Source organism: Acinetobacter chinensis (assembly GCF_002165375.2).
Lineage (GTDB): Bacteria > Pseudomonadota > Gammaproteobacteria > Pseudomonadales > Moraxellaceae > Acinetobacter > Acinetobacter chinensis.
Genome location: NZ_CP032134.1, coordinates 3,374,700 through 3,389,414, shown reverse-complemented (window position 1 = coordinate 3,389,414; position 14,715 = coordinate 3,374,700). Strand labels below are relative to the sequence as shown.

Annotated in this window: 17 protein-coding genes; 13 read left to right on the top strand and 4 right to left on the bottom strand. The window is 41.8% G+C overall.

Features of this window, described 5'->3' with window-relative positions:
- Positions 1-80 precede the first annotated feature (80 nt).
- The 4 genes from CDG60_RS17150 to CDG60_RS17135 all read left to right on the top strand — a co-directional run bounded on the left by CDG60_RS17150 (position 81) and on the right by CDG60_RS17135 (position 2,183).
- Positions 81-434, top strand: a complete 354-nt coding sequence (locus CDG60_RS17150) for a DUF1304 domain-containing protein (protein ID WP_087512199.1) — start codon at positions 81-83, stop codon at positions 432-434.
- An 89-nt stretch (positions 435-523) separates the two neighbouring features.
- On the top strand, positions 524-865 hold the full coding sequence (locus CDG60_RS17145) for a GlpM family protein (protein WP_087512059.1): 342 nt from the start codon (positions 524-526) through the stop codon (positions 863-865).
- Positions 866-920: 55 nt separating this feature from the next.
- Positions 921-1,205, top strand: coding sequence for a YciI family protein (locus tag CDG60_RS17140; RefSeq protein WP_087512060.1), 285 nt, complete (start codon positions 921-923; stop codon positions 1,203-1,205).
- 252 nt (positions 1,206-1,457) lie between these two features.
- A complete protein-coding gene (locus CDG60_RS17135) occupies positions 1,458-2,183 on the top strand; it encodes a hypothetical protein (protein ID WP_087512061.1) in 726 nt (241 codons plus the stop codon).
- 59 nt (positions 2,184-2,242) lie between these two features.
- Here the strand turns inward: CDG60_RS17135 and tenA are convergent, their stop codons facing one another.
- Positions 2,243-2,914, bottom strand: coding sequence for a thiaminase II (gene tenA / locus CDG60_RS17130; RefSeq protein ID WP_087512062.1), 672 nt, complete (start codon positions 2,912-2,914; stop codon positions 2,243-2,245).
- 213 nt (positions 2,915-3,127) lie between these two features.
- On the opposite strand from tenA, the gene CDG60_RS17125 reads away from it, so the two are divergent.
- The 4 genes from CDG60_RS17125 to CDG60_RS17110 all read left to right on the top strand — a co-directional run bounded on the left by CDG60_RS17125 (position 3,128) and on the right by CDG60_RS17110 (position 6,644).
- Positions 3,128-4,213: a DUF475 domain-containing protein gene (locus CDG60_RS17125; protein ID WP_087512063.1), complete on the top strand. Its 1,086-nt coding sequence runs from the start codon at positions 3,128-3,130 to the stop codon at positions 4,211-4,213.
- A gap of 134 nt (positions 4,214-4,347) precedes the next feature.
- On the top strand, positions 4,348-5,712 hold the full coding sequence (locus CDG60_RS17120) for an MFS transporter (protein WP_087512064.1): 1,365 nt from the start codon (positions 4,348-4,350) through the stop codon (positions 5,710-5,712).
- A 51-nt stretch (positions 5,713-5,763) separates the two neighbouring features.
- Entirely contained in the window at positions 5,764-6,348 is a 585-nt protein-coding gene (locus tag CDG60_RS17115; protein ID WP_087512065.1) for a single-stranded DNA-binding protein, read from the top strand.
- Positions 6,349-6,446: 98 nt separating this feature from the next.
- Complete coding sequence (locus CDG60_RS17110) at positions 6,447-6,644, top strand: hypothetical protein (protein ID WP_087512066.1); 198 nt, start codon at positions 6,447-6,449, stop codon at positions 6,642-6,644.
- A 288-nt stretch (positions 6,645-6,932) separates the two neighbouring features.
- On the opposite strand, the gene CDG60_RS17105 is transcribed toward CDG60_RS17110, so the two are convergent.
- Positions 6,933-7,397 (bottom strand): hotdog fold domain-containing protein, encoded by a 465-nt coding sequence (locus CDG60_RS17105; RefSeq protein WP_087512067.1) that lies wholly within the window; start codon positions 7,395-7,397, stop codon positions 6,933-6,935.
- Between the two features lie 135 nt (positions 7,398-7,532).
- Here CDG60_RS17105 and CDG60_RS17100 point away from each other — a divergent pair, with 135 nt between their 5' ends.
- The 4 genes from CDG60_RS17100 (at position 7,533) to CDG60_RS17085 (ending at position 11,396) form a co-directional block, all read left to right on the top strand.
- Complete coding sequence (locus tag CDG60_RS17100; protein ID WP_087512068.1) at positions 7,533-8,153, top strand: TetR/AcrR family transcriptional regulator; 621 nt, start codon at positions 7,533-7,535, stop codon at positions 8,151-8,153.
- Between the two features lie 184 nt (positions 8,154-8,337).
- Positions 8,338-8,901, top strand: coding sequence for an alkyl hydroperoxide reductase subunit C (ahpC, locus tag CDG60_RS17095; RefSeq protein WP_087512069.1), 564 nt, complete (start codon positions 8,338-8,340; stop codon positions 8,899-8,901).
- Between the two features lie 257 nt (positions 8,902-9,158).
- Positions 9,159-10,553 (top strand): hypothetical protein, encoded by a 1,395-nt coding sequence (locus tag CDG60_RS17090; RefSeq protein WP_087512070.1) that lies wholly within the window; start codon positions 9,159-9,161, stop codon positions 10,551-10,553.
- Positions 10,554-10,775: 222 nt separating this feature from the next.
- Complete coding sequence (locus tag CDG60_RS17085; protein WP_087512071.1) at positions 10,776-11,396, top strand: TetR/AcrR family transcriptional regulator; 621 nt, start codon at positions 10,776-10,778, stop codon at positions 11,394-11,396.
- Positions 11,397-11,406: 10 nt separating this feature from the next.
- Here the strand turns inward: CDG60_RS17085 and CDG60_RS17080 are convergent, their stop codons facing one another.
- Positions 11,407-12,330, bottom strand: a complete 924-nt coding sequence (locus CDG60_RS17080) for a LysR substrate-binding domain-containing protein (RefSeq protein WP_087512072.1) — start codon at positions 12,328-12,330, stop codon at positions 11,407-11,409.
- Between the two features lie 132 nt (positions 12,331-12,462).
- Entirely contained in the window at positions 12,463-13,086 is a 624-nt protein-coding gene (ycaC, locus tag CDG60_RS17075) for an isochorismate family cysteine hydrolase YcaC (protein WP_087512073.1), read from the bottom strand.
- Between the two features lie 320 nt (positions 13,087-13,406).
- On the opposite strand from ycaC, the gene CDG60_RS17070 reads away from it, so the two are divergent.
- Positions 13,407-14,282: a pirin family protein gene (locus tag CDG60_RS17070; RefSeq protein ID WP_087512074.1), complete on the top strand. Its 876-nt coding sequence runs from the start codon at positions 13,407-13,409 to the stop codon at positions 14,280-14,282.
- The last annotated feature ends 433 nt before the right edge of the window (positions 14,283-14,715 follow it).

Here is a 14,715-nt window from a genome sequence, read left to right as displayed (position 1 = left end):
CGTGAAGCTGTTACTGTCAGCTAAAATCCATTTAGAATAGGTTTATTCGCCACATAAAAATAAAGGACAGTCATCACATGATCATTGGCAAAATTCTGATCGCAGTCATTGCACTGCTGCACATCTACTTTTTAGTACTGGAAATGTTCCTCTGGGATAAACCTGCCGGTTTAAAAGCCTTTGGCAATACACCTGAAAAAGCGCAGCTGACCAAAGTACTGGCGCAGAATCAAGGTTTATATAATGGATTTCTGGCAGCAGGACTGATCTGGTCTTTATTTGCCGCACCTCCTTTTTCAGTTCATCTTGCAACATTCTTTCTGGGCTGTGTGCTGGTCGCTGGTGTTTATGGGGCAATGACTGCAAGTAAAAAGATTTTATATATTCAGGCACTGCCTGCCTTGATTGCACTGCTGGTGATACATTTATTCTGAGTGGTCTGTAAAGAACAGATCTGAACATGTTTCCGGATAAGGCTGTTCAATACAGGGTTTTGTTTTACGGATATTTTAAGGGAGCAGGGATGCTGTCACTCTTTTTGAAATGTACAGTCGGGGCAGCCGTTGTGCTGCTGATATCCCTGCTGTCCAGGTCGAAAGCATTTTATATTGCTGGACTGGTTCCACTGTTTCCGACCTTTGCTCTGATTGCACATGTGATCGTGTCGCAGGACAAAGGTACCGAGGCGTTAAAGCAGACAGCACTGTTTGGTATGTGGTCTTTAATCCCGTATTTTATTTATTTGCTGGTGGTCTATCTGCTCGCGACAAAATTCCCCATCTGGTCATGTCTGAGCATAGCTACGCTGTGCTGGATAGTTACAGCAACGCTGCTTGTTTCAGGATGGAATCATTATTTTTCTTAATGAAGTACTTTAATATTGAATTAAAAACGGGTTGGGATAAATAAAGGAAGCGCAGATGTATATTGTAAATTTAAAGTATCAGAAAAGCCTGGAAGAAGTTGATCTGCTGTTAAAAGCACATATTCAGTGGCTGAAACCTCATCTTGCCAGCGGTGATCTGATCGCTGCCGGCAGAAAAAATCCTGTGACAGGTGGAATATTTCTGGTGAAAGATATGCCATTGTCTGAACTGGAGGAGCTCTTAAGCACTGATCCTTTTCAGAGCGTTGCTGAATATGAAATCACCAAAGTGGATATTGGACTGGCTGGGACAGGTTTTGACAATCTGAAAGGCATCTAAAAAAGATTTTTTGCATTTCAGCGCAGATTTTTGAGTTTGTGCCTGAAATGTCATAAAAAAACAGGTACTGGCAGGAAGTGACGGGCTTTGTTATATTTAAGAGATAAGGATGGGTTTGTCAAATAACTTTATGTTTTTCAATAATAAAAACAAATAATAAATCAAAAGTTTCGGGTGGTTTACATATATTTACAGCTCTGTGATTTATTTATAATTTCCTGAAATTAGAAATGGAAAATATTGGGATAATAAATGGGGAAATTATTATTACTGATCTTCACACTGGTATGCAGTGGCTGGAGTCAGGCTCAGGATGCAACAAAAATTCTGGCATTCAATCAATATTTTGATCTGATTGATCAGCAGAAATATGAAGTGGTTTTACCTGAAATTGCGGCAAGCGATCAGGTCTGGAGTGCTGTTTATGTTGTACTTCAGGACAAAACGGCATCAGGGCATTATTTTCTTGATTTGCAGCTGTTACCTCAGGGCATTTTATTTAAAAATAATCCTGCGTTACAGAAAGACAGCCTTCAGGTGGAGTCTGATCAGATAGCCAGAGTTCAGAAGTATTCATTTAAAGAATTTGAAGAACTGAATAAGTTGATTGAAAAGCAGACGTCGGCAGAAATCAAGGATACACAGATTTTTGATACGACCCGTGCACGTGTTATGGGGCGAGTGGATGAATGGGTTCCACAGTATAACCATAATGGGCAGTCCGAGCTTTCTGTTCAGTTCCCGCAGCTGGAAGACGTAGAAGTTAAAGCGGTGTATCTGATCGTGGGTCAGGGTGAAAAACCGAATGATATTGAAAAAATTGCAGCATTGAATCCTGCGCATAAGTTTCAGGGCAATGTTGCTCAGAACACTGCGAAAAATGAGGCCAGAAGATCAATTTTTGAAGCACGCTGGCTGATCTGGGGCGTAATTCTCTGTGCCATGATTTATCTGGGATGGAATAAAACCAGAGGTTGAACAGACCCGTAATAAAAAAGCCCTCACTCACGAGGGCTTTTTTTATCAGATACAGTGATTCAGAGGCTTAATCCAGCCCACTGTTTCTGATGGTAAGCACTGTCCCAGAACAGCCATTCAAGTTCAGCTCCTTTGGTATAGGCTTTGTGCATTTTTTCCAGTGTATCGGCATCGGCACGTTCAGCTATACGGTCAATGGTTGCCAGTACATTGCGTACTGCTTCATTGAAGTCTTCGCCTGAATAGGTATCCACCCATGCCTGATAAGGATTGTTTGGCACAGAACTGCTCACAATGTCTTTGCCCACTTCTGCATAAATCCAGAAACATGGCAGCAGGGATGCCAGTACAACAGGATAGCTTTCTGACCATGCTGTTGCCGTTAAAAATGAAGTGTAATGATGGCAGGCAAGTGTCAGAGGCGTATTTTCAAAGTCTGCTTTGCTGATACCAAAATCTTTCATAAAGCCATCATGCAGGCTGCGCTCCACCACGATGGCTTCTTTTGCACCCTGAGTGAACTGGATAATGTCATCCGCTTCATAGGCTTTAGCACCACAGACAGCGAGTGCGCGACCATAGGCAACCAGGTAATGTGCATCCTGAATGACATAATGACAGAAAGCTTCACGGCTCAATGTCCCTTTGGCAAGCTCCTGGTTAAAGGGAAGCGCCAGGGTTTTCTGGTACAGTTCCAGATTGCGTTGCCAGACATCCTGAGAAAAACTCATTATAAAATCCTGAATAATAACCGTTGAATGGCAGGACTATATCAAGAGATTGATGGCGAAGAAATGACATGTTTTTCAGGGAGTCATGGATATCAAAAAAAATCATACGAAGTCTTTTGGATAAATGTGAAAAAGTCGTCATAATTGCGATCATTCAAGCTTAATCAAATTTAAGTTTAACCCGATTAAAATATTTTCTAAGGTCGATCTGTCATGTGGAAACATTTTGGTTTCTCAATTATTTTTACGATCGTGTGTCTGGGAATATCTGCATACTGGGGGCTGAATCACGGTCCGAATGCAGGAATACAGGCCATGTTCACGGCATTGACCATTACTGCAATTCTTGCTGTGATGGAAGTGTCATTGTCTTTTGACAATGCTGTTGTCAATGCTTCTGTACTGCGCAACTGGGATCATTTCTGGAAAATGATCTTCCTGACAGTCGGTATTCTGATTGCTGTTTTTGGTATGCGACTGGTTTTCCCTGTGGTGATCGTTGCTGTGACCGCAGACATGGGTATGTTTGAAGTTGTACAGATGGCACTGAATAACCCAATTGAATATTCGAAAAAACTGATGGCACATCATGCAGAGATTGCTGCTTTTGGTGGTTCATTCTTGCTCCTGGTGTTTTTAAACTTCTTCCTGGATGAAGGTAAAGATACACACTGGTTCAAGTGGCTGGAAAAACGTCTCGCAAGCCTGGCCAATGTCCCTGCGATGTCGGTTTTTCTTGCGCTGATTGCTTTACTGATCATGGCAGCAAACATTGCTGAAGATACCCGTCTGGTTGTTGTTATGGCAGGGATCTGGGGGATTGTGGTTTATGTAGGCGTACAGGTACTCAGTCATTTACTGGGTGGTGAACCTGAAGTCGATGAAGACGGCAATGCTGTAGGACATGACTCCAATGGCGCACCAACAGGTGTGATTAAAGCCGGTATTGGTGGTTTTATTTATCTGGAAGTGCTGGATGCATCATTCAGCTTTGATGGTGTAATCGGCGCATTTGCGATTACCTCGGACGTTGTGATCATTATGCTGGGCTTAGCGATCGGTGCGATGTTCGTGCGTTCGATGACCATTTACCTGGTGGAAAAAGGCACACTGGATGCTTATATTTACCTGGAGCACGGTGCGCATTATGCCATTGGTGCACTGGCATTTATTATGCTGGCGAGTGGCACAGGGGTACACGTACCTGAAGTGGTAACCGGTCTGATCGGTGTGGCGTTTATTGTATGGGCAGTGATTGCATCCATTCAGTATACGAAACGTCAGGAACGCATCGGTTAATCCTTTTTTAAGAAAAATGATTACAATGAAGGGCGCAGATTTGCGCCCTTTTTGATTTACGATTTCCACAAAGCCACTGCAATATGCGATGATGTGAAATTACTCAGACTGTCCTGAAATTAAAGCCTGTAAATATGATGAATGCACTGGAACGCCGCTCAACTTTTGCCCTAAGCAGTATTTTTGCCTTACGCATGCTCGGTCTGTTCATGATTATTCCTGTATTTGCTGTTGCGGGGCAGTCCTATGCGCATGCAACACCTGCATTGATTGGTCTTGCAGTTGGCGTGTACGGTTTAAGTCAGGCACTTTTACAGATTCCATTCAGTCTGTGGGCTGACCGTTTCAGTCGTAAACCGCTTATTGTATTTGGCTTATTGTTATTTGCCTTAGGTGGTGCAATCGCTGCGATGTCTGAAACCATTTATGGTGTGATTATTGGACGGGCGATTGCTGGAGCAGGTGCAGTTTCGGCGGTGGTTATGGCATTGCTTGCCGATGTGACCCGTGAAGAACAGCGTACCAAAGCCATGGCAGTCATGGGCATGAGTATTGGAATGTCCTTTGTGGTGGCATTCAGTCTTGGACCGTGGCTGACCAGTCTGGTCGGTATCTCAGGGCTGTTCTGGGTGACGACCCTGATGGGTCTGCTGGCAATATTGATGCTGTTCATGGTACCTAAAACCACACGTCATCATAAAAACTTCCGGCAGGGTTATCTGAAACAGCTGAAGCAGGTACTGAAAATGAAAGACCTGAACCGTCTGCATGTTTCGGTATTTTCACTGCATTTACTGCTGACAGCAATGTTCATTTATGTGCCGTCACAACTGATTGGTTATGCAGATATCCCGCTTTCAAAACACGGTATTGTGTATTTACCTTTATTGGTAATCAGTCTGTTTTTTGCCTTTCCAAGTATTATCCTGGCTGAAAAATACCGCAAAATGCGGGGCATTTTCTTAACTGCCATTGGTGGTATCGTTGCGGGTCTTGCCATTTTAATCTTTGGTTATGAGTCCCGTTATGTACTGCTGCTGGGACTGGGTTTATTTTTTATTGCTTTTAATGTGATGGAGGCGCTGTTGCCTTCATGGATGTCCAAATCTGCACCGATTCAGTCCAAAGCCACTGCGATGGGAGTCAATGCCAGTGCTCAGTTCCTGGGGGCTTTCGCAGGAGGGACGCTGGGTGGACAACTGCTGATGCTGAATAATACTGCGCTGGGTTGGAGTATCCTGACCGGTATTGCTATAATCTGGCTGCTCGTCAGTTTTGGGTTGGCTCAGCCACGTTATCTTTCTTCTTTTGTGTTCAGTTTGCCTGAAGGTAAACAAACGGACGAATGGACTTCTCAGCTTTTATCCATTCGTGGTATTGAAGAGGTCGTGGTGATGTCTGACCAGCAGGTTGCTTATATTAAAGTTGATAAACAGCAGATCGATGATGCTGCGCGACAACATTTAACGCACTTGTTGGGGAAAGAGGTAGCCATTTAATCATAACTCTTATAAAGTAAATAATAGAAACATACAGGAAGAATACGTCTGATGCGTGGTGTAAATAAAGTTATTTTAGTGGGTACTTTAGGTAAAGATCCTGAAACGAAAACATTCCCAAACGGGGGCTCACTCACTCAGTTTTCTATCGCAACTAGCGATTCCTGGGTAGATAAAAACTCAGGCGAACGTAAAGAACAGACAGAATGGCACCGCATTGTATTGCATAACCGTTTAGGCGAAATTGCACAGCAGTATCTGCGTAAAGGTTCAAAAGTTTATATTGAAGGTTCACTGCGTACCCGTCAGTGGACAGACCAGAATGGACAGGAACGCTATACCACTGAAATCCGTGGTGACCAGATGCAGATGCTGGACAGCAACCGCCAGCAGAGTGAGCAGGGTCAGGGCTTTGAACAGCCGCGTTTCAACAATAACAGTCAGGGTGGTTATAACAATAACCAGCAGGGTGGTTATGGAAATCAGGGTGGAAACAACCAGGGTGGTTATGGCAATCAGGGCGGTCAGGCACCTCAGTCTGGTTATGCCAACAATAACCCAAGTGGTTTTGCACCTAAAGCACCTGCAGCTCCAGCCGCAGCACCTGCTGATTTAGATGATGATCTACCGTTCTGATTAAAAGACAGTGGTCACTCAACCCTTTGCGGAAGCAGAGGGTTTTTTATTGGATAAAGAATGAAAAGAGAAAATAAAAATGGATAAAGTCATCAGTGATGAATAATTTTCGTTTGGAACTCGAGTTTATACCTGATCATGTGGCTATTGAAATAGAAGGTATTACATTCACAAACTGTGCTTTTTTAAAATTACTGATAGATAACCAGGATTTATGTTCCAGTCAGAATTTTGAAGCAGGGCTTGTTGTTTGGGATGAGTTAAAGCGATCCTTAAAAAAAGTGGACGTTATTTAATATTTACTTGCGCATGTGGCACTGCTGATGATGGAGGTTGGAAAGGAATAAATATCGTTCATGAAAAAGATCGGATTTTATGGGTATTCGAACATGCAGATAAAAGGTACAGCTTTCAATTTAAATATTTAGAATATTTAAATGAAATTAATAAAATAGAACTAAAGCTGAAAGAACATTCAAATGTGATACTGGAGCCAAGGTCTGTAATATTTCCAGAGCATTGGCTAATATCAAAATAAAACGGTATGAGGAAAATCCCCTTTATTAAAAAAGGGATTTGCATAATCATTTTTTCGCCGACACCCACATTGTAATCACGGCTCTAAACACGGTTTCATTTGCTGTATCTTTGACATCAACATTGACCAGATAATCACTGCCTTCTGACCACTGAAAATCAGCATTTACAGGCGTGGCAATCGCAGTCAGATCCGTTTCAGCTTTCTTTAAATATTCCACGGTCATGCCTTTTGGAATCCAGCGATGTGATGATGGCACGGTTGCATCGGTCATGGTTCCGCCTGCGAGTTCCGCCATATTACACATCGCAATCGCATGCACCGTTCCAATGTGATTCAGCACAGCGCGGTGTTTTTTTATTTTTATTTCACAATAACTTTCTTTCAGCTGTTCAAAGACAGGCGAAATGCTGCTGAAGTAAGGTGCTTTCAGACAGATTAATTTTGAAAATGTCCATTTCCCAGCAGGTTTATTTTTAAAACTGTTCCATAATTTTAATGCCTGGCTCATTGTTCTTTCCTGTTTGAATAAATCAGAATATAATTCTAATACAGAATAATATTCTGTTATTGGCTGGGGAATCAGGTTCTTTGTATATAAGAGTCAATCGAAGGCATTGATGGGCGAAAATATGTGAGTTTGGCGATGAATAATCTGGTGTTATTAGAACGAATCTACAGTGGTCGTCGTGCTGAATTAAAGCGTATTATTTTGAATGAAGCACTGGATTGTTTTTTAAACCATGGCATTGAAACGACCAATATCGAAATGATCCGTGAACGTGCAGAAACCAGTGTCGGTGCGATTTATCACCATTTTAAAAATAAAGAAGGCATTGTCCGGAGCTTATATCTGACAGCTTTACAGGATCAGGCTGAGCGCCGTGAACAGGCTCTATTGGAAGTCCAATCCTTAGAGGATGCGATTAAAGCCATTGTGCATAGTTATATTGACTGGGTGACGGATTTTCCTGATTTTGCGCGGTTTTTATATCTATCGAGTGCGATGGTAAAACGTCAGGACAATACAACTGAATTAAAGCTGCAGAATCAGCAACGTAATCATTATTTAATGAATATGGTTCAAAAGTTTCATGACCAACAGGTGATTCAAAATATTCCACATGAGTTGTTGCTGTCCTTAGTGATTGGTGCGACAGAGAGTTATTGTCGCGCATGGTTATCGCATCAGGTTAAAACTTCACCACAGGATTATAAAGCTAAATTAGCAGATTCAGCGTGGCTAAGTTTAGTCAGGTTTAGTTAATTTTATCGTAATTCAGCTGAGTTGATTGATCGGTGTATTCAATGAATGATCAGAAGTTAAAAGAATTTATAAATCTATTTTTTCGATTAATTTTATAAAAAACTACTGTTTTACCTATTTTAAAGAGTTTCGTATTCTAGTTTCACAGATAAGCAATCCCCGAAACGAATTGAAGGAATACCAGATGAGTTTAATCAATACTGAAGTTAAACCGTTTAATGCAACAGCGTATAAAAATGGTGAATTTATCGAAGTGTCTGAAAAAGACATGACGGGTAAATGGTCAGTTGTTTTTTTCTATCCTGCTGATTTTACATTTGTTTGTCCAACTGAATTAGGCGATCTTGCAGATAACTATGCTGAATTTCAGAAAATGGGCGTAGAGATTTACTCGGTATCTACGGATACACATTTCACTCATAAAGCATGGCATGACAGTTCTGATGAAATCAAAAAAATTCAGTACACCATGGTCGGTGATCCAACCTGGACACTGGCAAAAAACTTTGAAGTATTGATCGAAGCTGATGGTTTGGCTGATCGTGGAACTTTCGTGATTGACCCAGAAGGTAAAATCCAGATCATTGAAATCAATGCAGGTGGTATTGGTCGCGATGCACAGGAACTGCTGCGTAAGGTTAAAGCTGCACAGTATGTCCATGCACATCCAGGTGAAGTTTGCCCTGCAAAATGGAAAGAAGGCGATGCAACACTTGCGCCATCCATTGATCTGATCGGTAAAATCTAAGTTAGAACCGTATTGTTCATCCTTAAATGCTGTACAAAAAAATCAGACCTCGTGTCTGATTTTTTGTTTTGGTGAATGTTTTTTGAATGAAAACCAGCATTGAACAGAGCAGTTTAAAATGATGGTTGCAAATTAATCTATTTGGATTAATATAAATTTAATCCAATTGGATTAAATATTCAAAACAGGGAAGTTTTGAATAAAAGGAGCAATTTGTTCGCAAAGTTTTACAATGCGACTGATATGGATAAAGGAAAATGAAAAATACATTTAAATTAAATATAGTGCTGACCGCTGTTTTAACTTCTGTGGGTTTAACTGCATGTGGTGGTGGAAGTGATGATAATTCCACAGTGACGGTTCAGCCTGAGCAGCCATCGGCTCTGACAGACTGTATGTGGCAAAACTCATTCAGCAGTAAATCAGGTACAGGCGAAGATCCTCTGAATATTGCTTTCCCTGATTCGAATGTGAATTACTGGTCTTCGGAATTTGCTGTACCGGAAGGTGCGAAAGTCACGATTGATGGTGATTATCCATATTCACGCCATTTTTCACTGGTGAGTTATACCGCTGAAGGACTTAGAGTAAATTCACTGCTGGATTCGACCATTGCACCGAATAAAGGCTCTGTGAATCCATTCATTCCAGGCAATAAACGACTGGATAAAAGTCGTTCCTATACCGCTCAACTGGAACTGGGTGAGTTACCAGAAAATCCTGTTGAAAATACTTTATACGCTCCAAAAACTGAGGGTAATAAAGTTGCGATGCTTTATCGTGTCTATGTTCCGAATAAAAACATGGATGAAAAGGGCAATGCCAGTTTCCCACGTTTTAAAGTGCAGCTGGCAAATGGAGAGGTAAAAACAGGTAACGATGCATGTAATGTACTCCAGGTTAAACGGACACCTATTCAGAAAACCACGACCATTTCAGAAGCAACTTCACTGGCACTGTTTAATCAACAACTGCATGAAGGCTTCCCGGCTCAGCAGATTCCAACCTGGTATAAGGCATTCAGTGGCGTGGACAACATCAAATGTATTTATAAATTTGATCCAGTGACCAAAAAACCAATTGATAAATGTGAAGGTCAGCCTGTTACTCCAAAACTGAATTACTGGGCGACTCCTGACAATGAATATGTATTTGCCATGACCAGCCGTCGTTTAGGTAAAGTGATGGAACTGCGTGGCAAACTGCCGCCAACAGTGAAAACCCTGAACAATGATCCGCTGTTTGAAAAAACAGATGTGCGCTACTGGTCGATCTGCAGTAATGAACTGATCACGACAGCAACCAATTACTGTCTGTATGACGAACAGATCAAAAATGTCGATAAAGACGGTTTCTATACCATTGTGGCTTCATTACCTGAAGACCGTCCAGCCAATGCAACTGAAGCATGCGGTGTGAACTATCTACAGCTCAGTCCTCGTGGTTCAGGCTATATGGGAGAAGATGGAAAAGCAGTTGGACATGGTGATTTAGGCATCTTTATCATGCGTAACCTGTTACCAGACCCTGAGTTTAAGCAGGCTGTACAGAATGTGAAAGCATGGGGTGAGGAAAAAACTGTGATGGGTGATTATCTGCCAGATATGAAATACACATCCAAAGAAGACTTTGAAGCAAAAGGTTGTAATTAATCCCGTTTGCTCCCGCATAAACCAGTTCTGAAATATGAGCTGGTTTATTTTTTATACCAATGTGTTTCTGAAGTACGTTTCTTTTTATAATGAACTGCATTGATTCACCTGATTTTTTCTATAATACTGAAAAATGAAAATTAAGATGGATCAGGGCAGTCTTTCATAGAAAGCTGAATTTTTGAAAAGTAAAAAGATGATGCACAAAAGAATGGACACCGAATGAGTCAGCAGACCAAAGACAAGCTAATCGAAGCCGCAATTATTCTGTTTTCTCAGAACAATATCGAAACACTGTCGGTGCAGAAAATCAATGAGACAGCAGGCGTTGCCAATAAATCAGCACTGTATTATCACTTTCAGTCCAAATGGGGACTGGTTGAAGCTGCGCTGGATTTTGTGATGCATTCCTATGTGACAGACAGTCTGGCACTGCTGGAAGCCATTGACCCTGAACAGGTTCAAGTGTCTGATGTTGTGGATGCCATGATGAAACCGATGGTGAAAATTCTGCAAAAGGATCATGGCATTCTGCATCTGAAATTCTTTTCTAAAACCATCAGTGCAGGAGATGAAGGGCGGGTTCTGGTTGCAAAAACTTTAGTTCCCATTTCTGAGGCTGCGGTTAAACTTTTACAGAAAGCTATGCCTGATGCAGAACCCGATGCAGTTTCCTTAAAAGTGCTGTTTACTTTTAACATTATTTTAAATGTGATCAGTGATATTGGTCTGGAGCATTTCTGGCCGACGACGGTCAAAGACCCGAAACTGATCGGCAGATATTTAAAAGACTATATCGAAGGTGGTATCCGCTTTAAGGCGGATAAACAGCATCAGCTATAAATGAGTATGATCAGAGGTGATACCCTTCATATTGTTCTGCCATTTCACGCAGTCCTGTCATCAGCGTATCAATCAGTTTCTCCATCACCAGACGCTGTCCTTTACGGGATGCATAAACAAGCTGAACGGTTCCGATATTGGAGCACCATTCGGGCAGTATATGAATCAGTTTCCCTGAACGGATATCCTCATGCACTGTCAGATAAGGCAGATCTGCAATTCCAAGTCCATCTTTCACTGCATAATACACCCCTGCAAGATCATTGCATTTCACCCGTGGAGTCAGTGGAATTTCGATCTTTTCATTGTGCTGCAGGTTATTGAGCAGCCATACATACTGCTGTTTCTGTGTCCCCAGCACAATGCTTGGAAAATGATGCAGTTCTGAAAAATGTTCAATGGTCTGCTGTTGCAGCAGTGCAGGGCTTGCCACCAGGCAGTGCGTGGTTTTAATCACATCACGTACAATCAGATTGGAATCTTCATTGCCCTGAAAACTGGTACGGATTGCCAGATCTATATCATCATGAATCAGATCAACCCGACGGCTGGTCAGCTCCAGTTCAATTTGTACTTTAGGATAATCTTTTAAAAACTGATTCAGTAGGTTGCGAATCTGAAAATGCATCATGACCGATGGACAGCTGATTTTGATCAGTCCCTGAGGTTCACTTTTCTGCCTCAGCAGGACATTTTCGGCACATTCGACCTGAGCAATGACTTTGCTGCATTCCTCAAAAAATTCCTGTCCAAGTGGGGTCACTTTAAAATGGCGGGTGGAGCGTTGAATCAGACTGATGTTGAATCGGGTTTCCATATCCAGAATACGGCGACTGAGTTTGGACTTGGTGATGCCGCTGGCTTCACTTGCTGTACTGAAGCCACCATGTTTGACCACAAGGTAGAAATAATAATAATCATCAAAAGAATGCATGAAAATCCCGAAGCAGTAGAACTGTGATGATCATAACTGAGTTTCGGTTTGCGTTACATCATCCTGAAATTTACATAAAAAAGGGCAATACCCTGTAAGCTCAGGATATTGCCCATCAGATCAAAACATCTGTTATTTGGATGTATTGAAATTATAGCTGTTGATCAGGTTGCGGTAGTCGGGAATATGATTGGAAAATAAGGTTCCCAGACCTTCAACATCATTACGCCAGTCACGGTGTAACTCACATGCCATACCAAACCATGTCATCAGCTGAGCACCGGCGCTGGACATCCGGTTCAGTGCAGAATCACGGGTCAGCTCGTTGAAGGTTCCCGAAGCATCTGTCAGAACAAACACTTCAAAATCTTCTTCAAGCGCGGACAGTGCAGGGAAAGCCACACAGACTTCAGTCACGACACCCGCAATAATCAGCTGTTTTTTACCGGTTGCTTTGACCGCTTTGACGAAGTCTTCATTGTCCCATGCATTGATCTGACCTGGACGGGCAATAAACGGTGCATCAGGGAACATTTCTTTGAGTTCTGGAACCAGCGGACCATTTGGACCGTTTTCAAAACTGGTGGTTAAAATGGTCGGCAAATTAAAATATTTTGCAGCAGCGGCGACGGCGAGGACGTTATTTTTGAATTTATCTGGGTCAATATCACGAACCAGAGACAGTAAACCGGTCTGATGATCGACCAGTAAAACAGCTGCATTATCTTTATCGAGACGTTTATATGGAGTACCCATGTTGATCTTTCCTTTTTGTATTTACAGGTTATATAAAAGTTGATGAATTCATCATAAACAGAAGAAAAGTCGTAATGAAGACAGCTGAATAGGACAAATAATCCTGAAAATAGGAATAAGTGGCTAAATAATTCTTTTAAATAACTTTTGATCCTGTTTTTGTGGTGTATTTTAATATTGTCCTGTTTACAGGAAGCTGAATACTGTTCTGAGTACTGTATATGCGTCCAGTAAGCACTAAAATAGACGCATGTTAAATCCAATGGTCAATACGCAGATATCCAGTATGGCTGCTGTCTGACCCTGGTAGGAGAATTGCAATGAAAAAAATTACTGGCGTGTACCGCAATCAGCATATGCATTGGGTAGGTGACGGTTTTCCTGTAAAAAATCTGTTTTCCTATGACCGTCTTGGACAGGCAATCAGCCCATTTTTATTGCTGGATTATGCAGCACCGTATCATTTTGATCCGACCACAGCTCAGCATGGTGTGGGTTCACATCCTCACCGTGGCTTTGAAACAGTGACCATTGCTTACAGCGGTGAAGTGACTCATAAAGATTCGGCAGGCGGTGGTGGTACCATCCAGACGGGTGATGTGCAGTGGATGACTGCGGGTGCAGGACTGGTGCATGAAGAATTTCATTCCCCTGCTTTTGCGGCACAAGGTGGTCTGTTTGAAATGGTGCAGCTGTGGATGAATTTACCTGCCGCAGACAAAATGACGGCTCCAAAATATCAGGCGATTGAGTCGCAGAATATTCCACGTATTGAATTTGAAGACGGTGCAGGGCATATCCGTGTCATTGCAGGAAAATTTGCTGAACATGCAGGTCCTGCTTCAACTTTCAGTCCGGTCAATGTATGGGATGGTGAACTGAAAGCCGGTCATGTGGAGCATATTCATGTCCCTGTGGATCACAACACCCTGGTGGTGGTGCTTGCAGGTGAAATGTTGCTGAATGGTACTCAGAAAGTGCTCGATCATTCGATTGTGATGTTTGCCCAGGATGGTGAATCCACCATTCAGCTGGAAGCTGCTCAGGATGCAAAATTTCTGGTCCTGACAGGTAAACCACTGAATGAACCGATTCAGGGGCATGGTCCGTTTGTCATGAATACCCGTGATGAAATCATCCAGGCATTCCATGATTTCAACAACGGCAAATTTGGTGCAATTCCGGTCAGTACATAAAATGATCGAAACTGCAATTTAAATGATGTAAATAAAAAAAAGCCCCCTTTCGGGGGCTTAGTTTTTTTCTGGCTTTTTTTTGCGCTGTAGTTACCTGTTTTAACTGCGTTCTTTGAAATAATTTTTGTGACACAGTTATCGTTTTTGTTGAATCGTATCTTAGTGTCGACTTATTGTTTTGTAAATGGGTTTACTGACAGAGGTTCAACTTATTTTTGCTTTTTTAAAGGATTTTTTGGAAAAATAACTAAAAATTCAAACAAATACTTAGAGTTAAAGTCGCCATCAAGAAGTGTAAAGTTTTGTAAATTTTAAAAATATTCTGCTATTGATGGACAATTGTAAACAGCCTGAATCTGGCATTTTTTAATAGCCTGTTTTGCCTGCGCCTGGTACATAATTTCGGGCAGTGTATAACTGATGGATAATTACT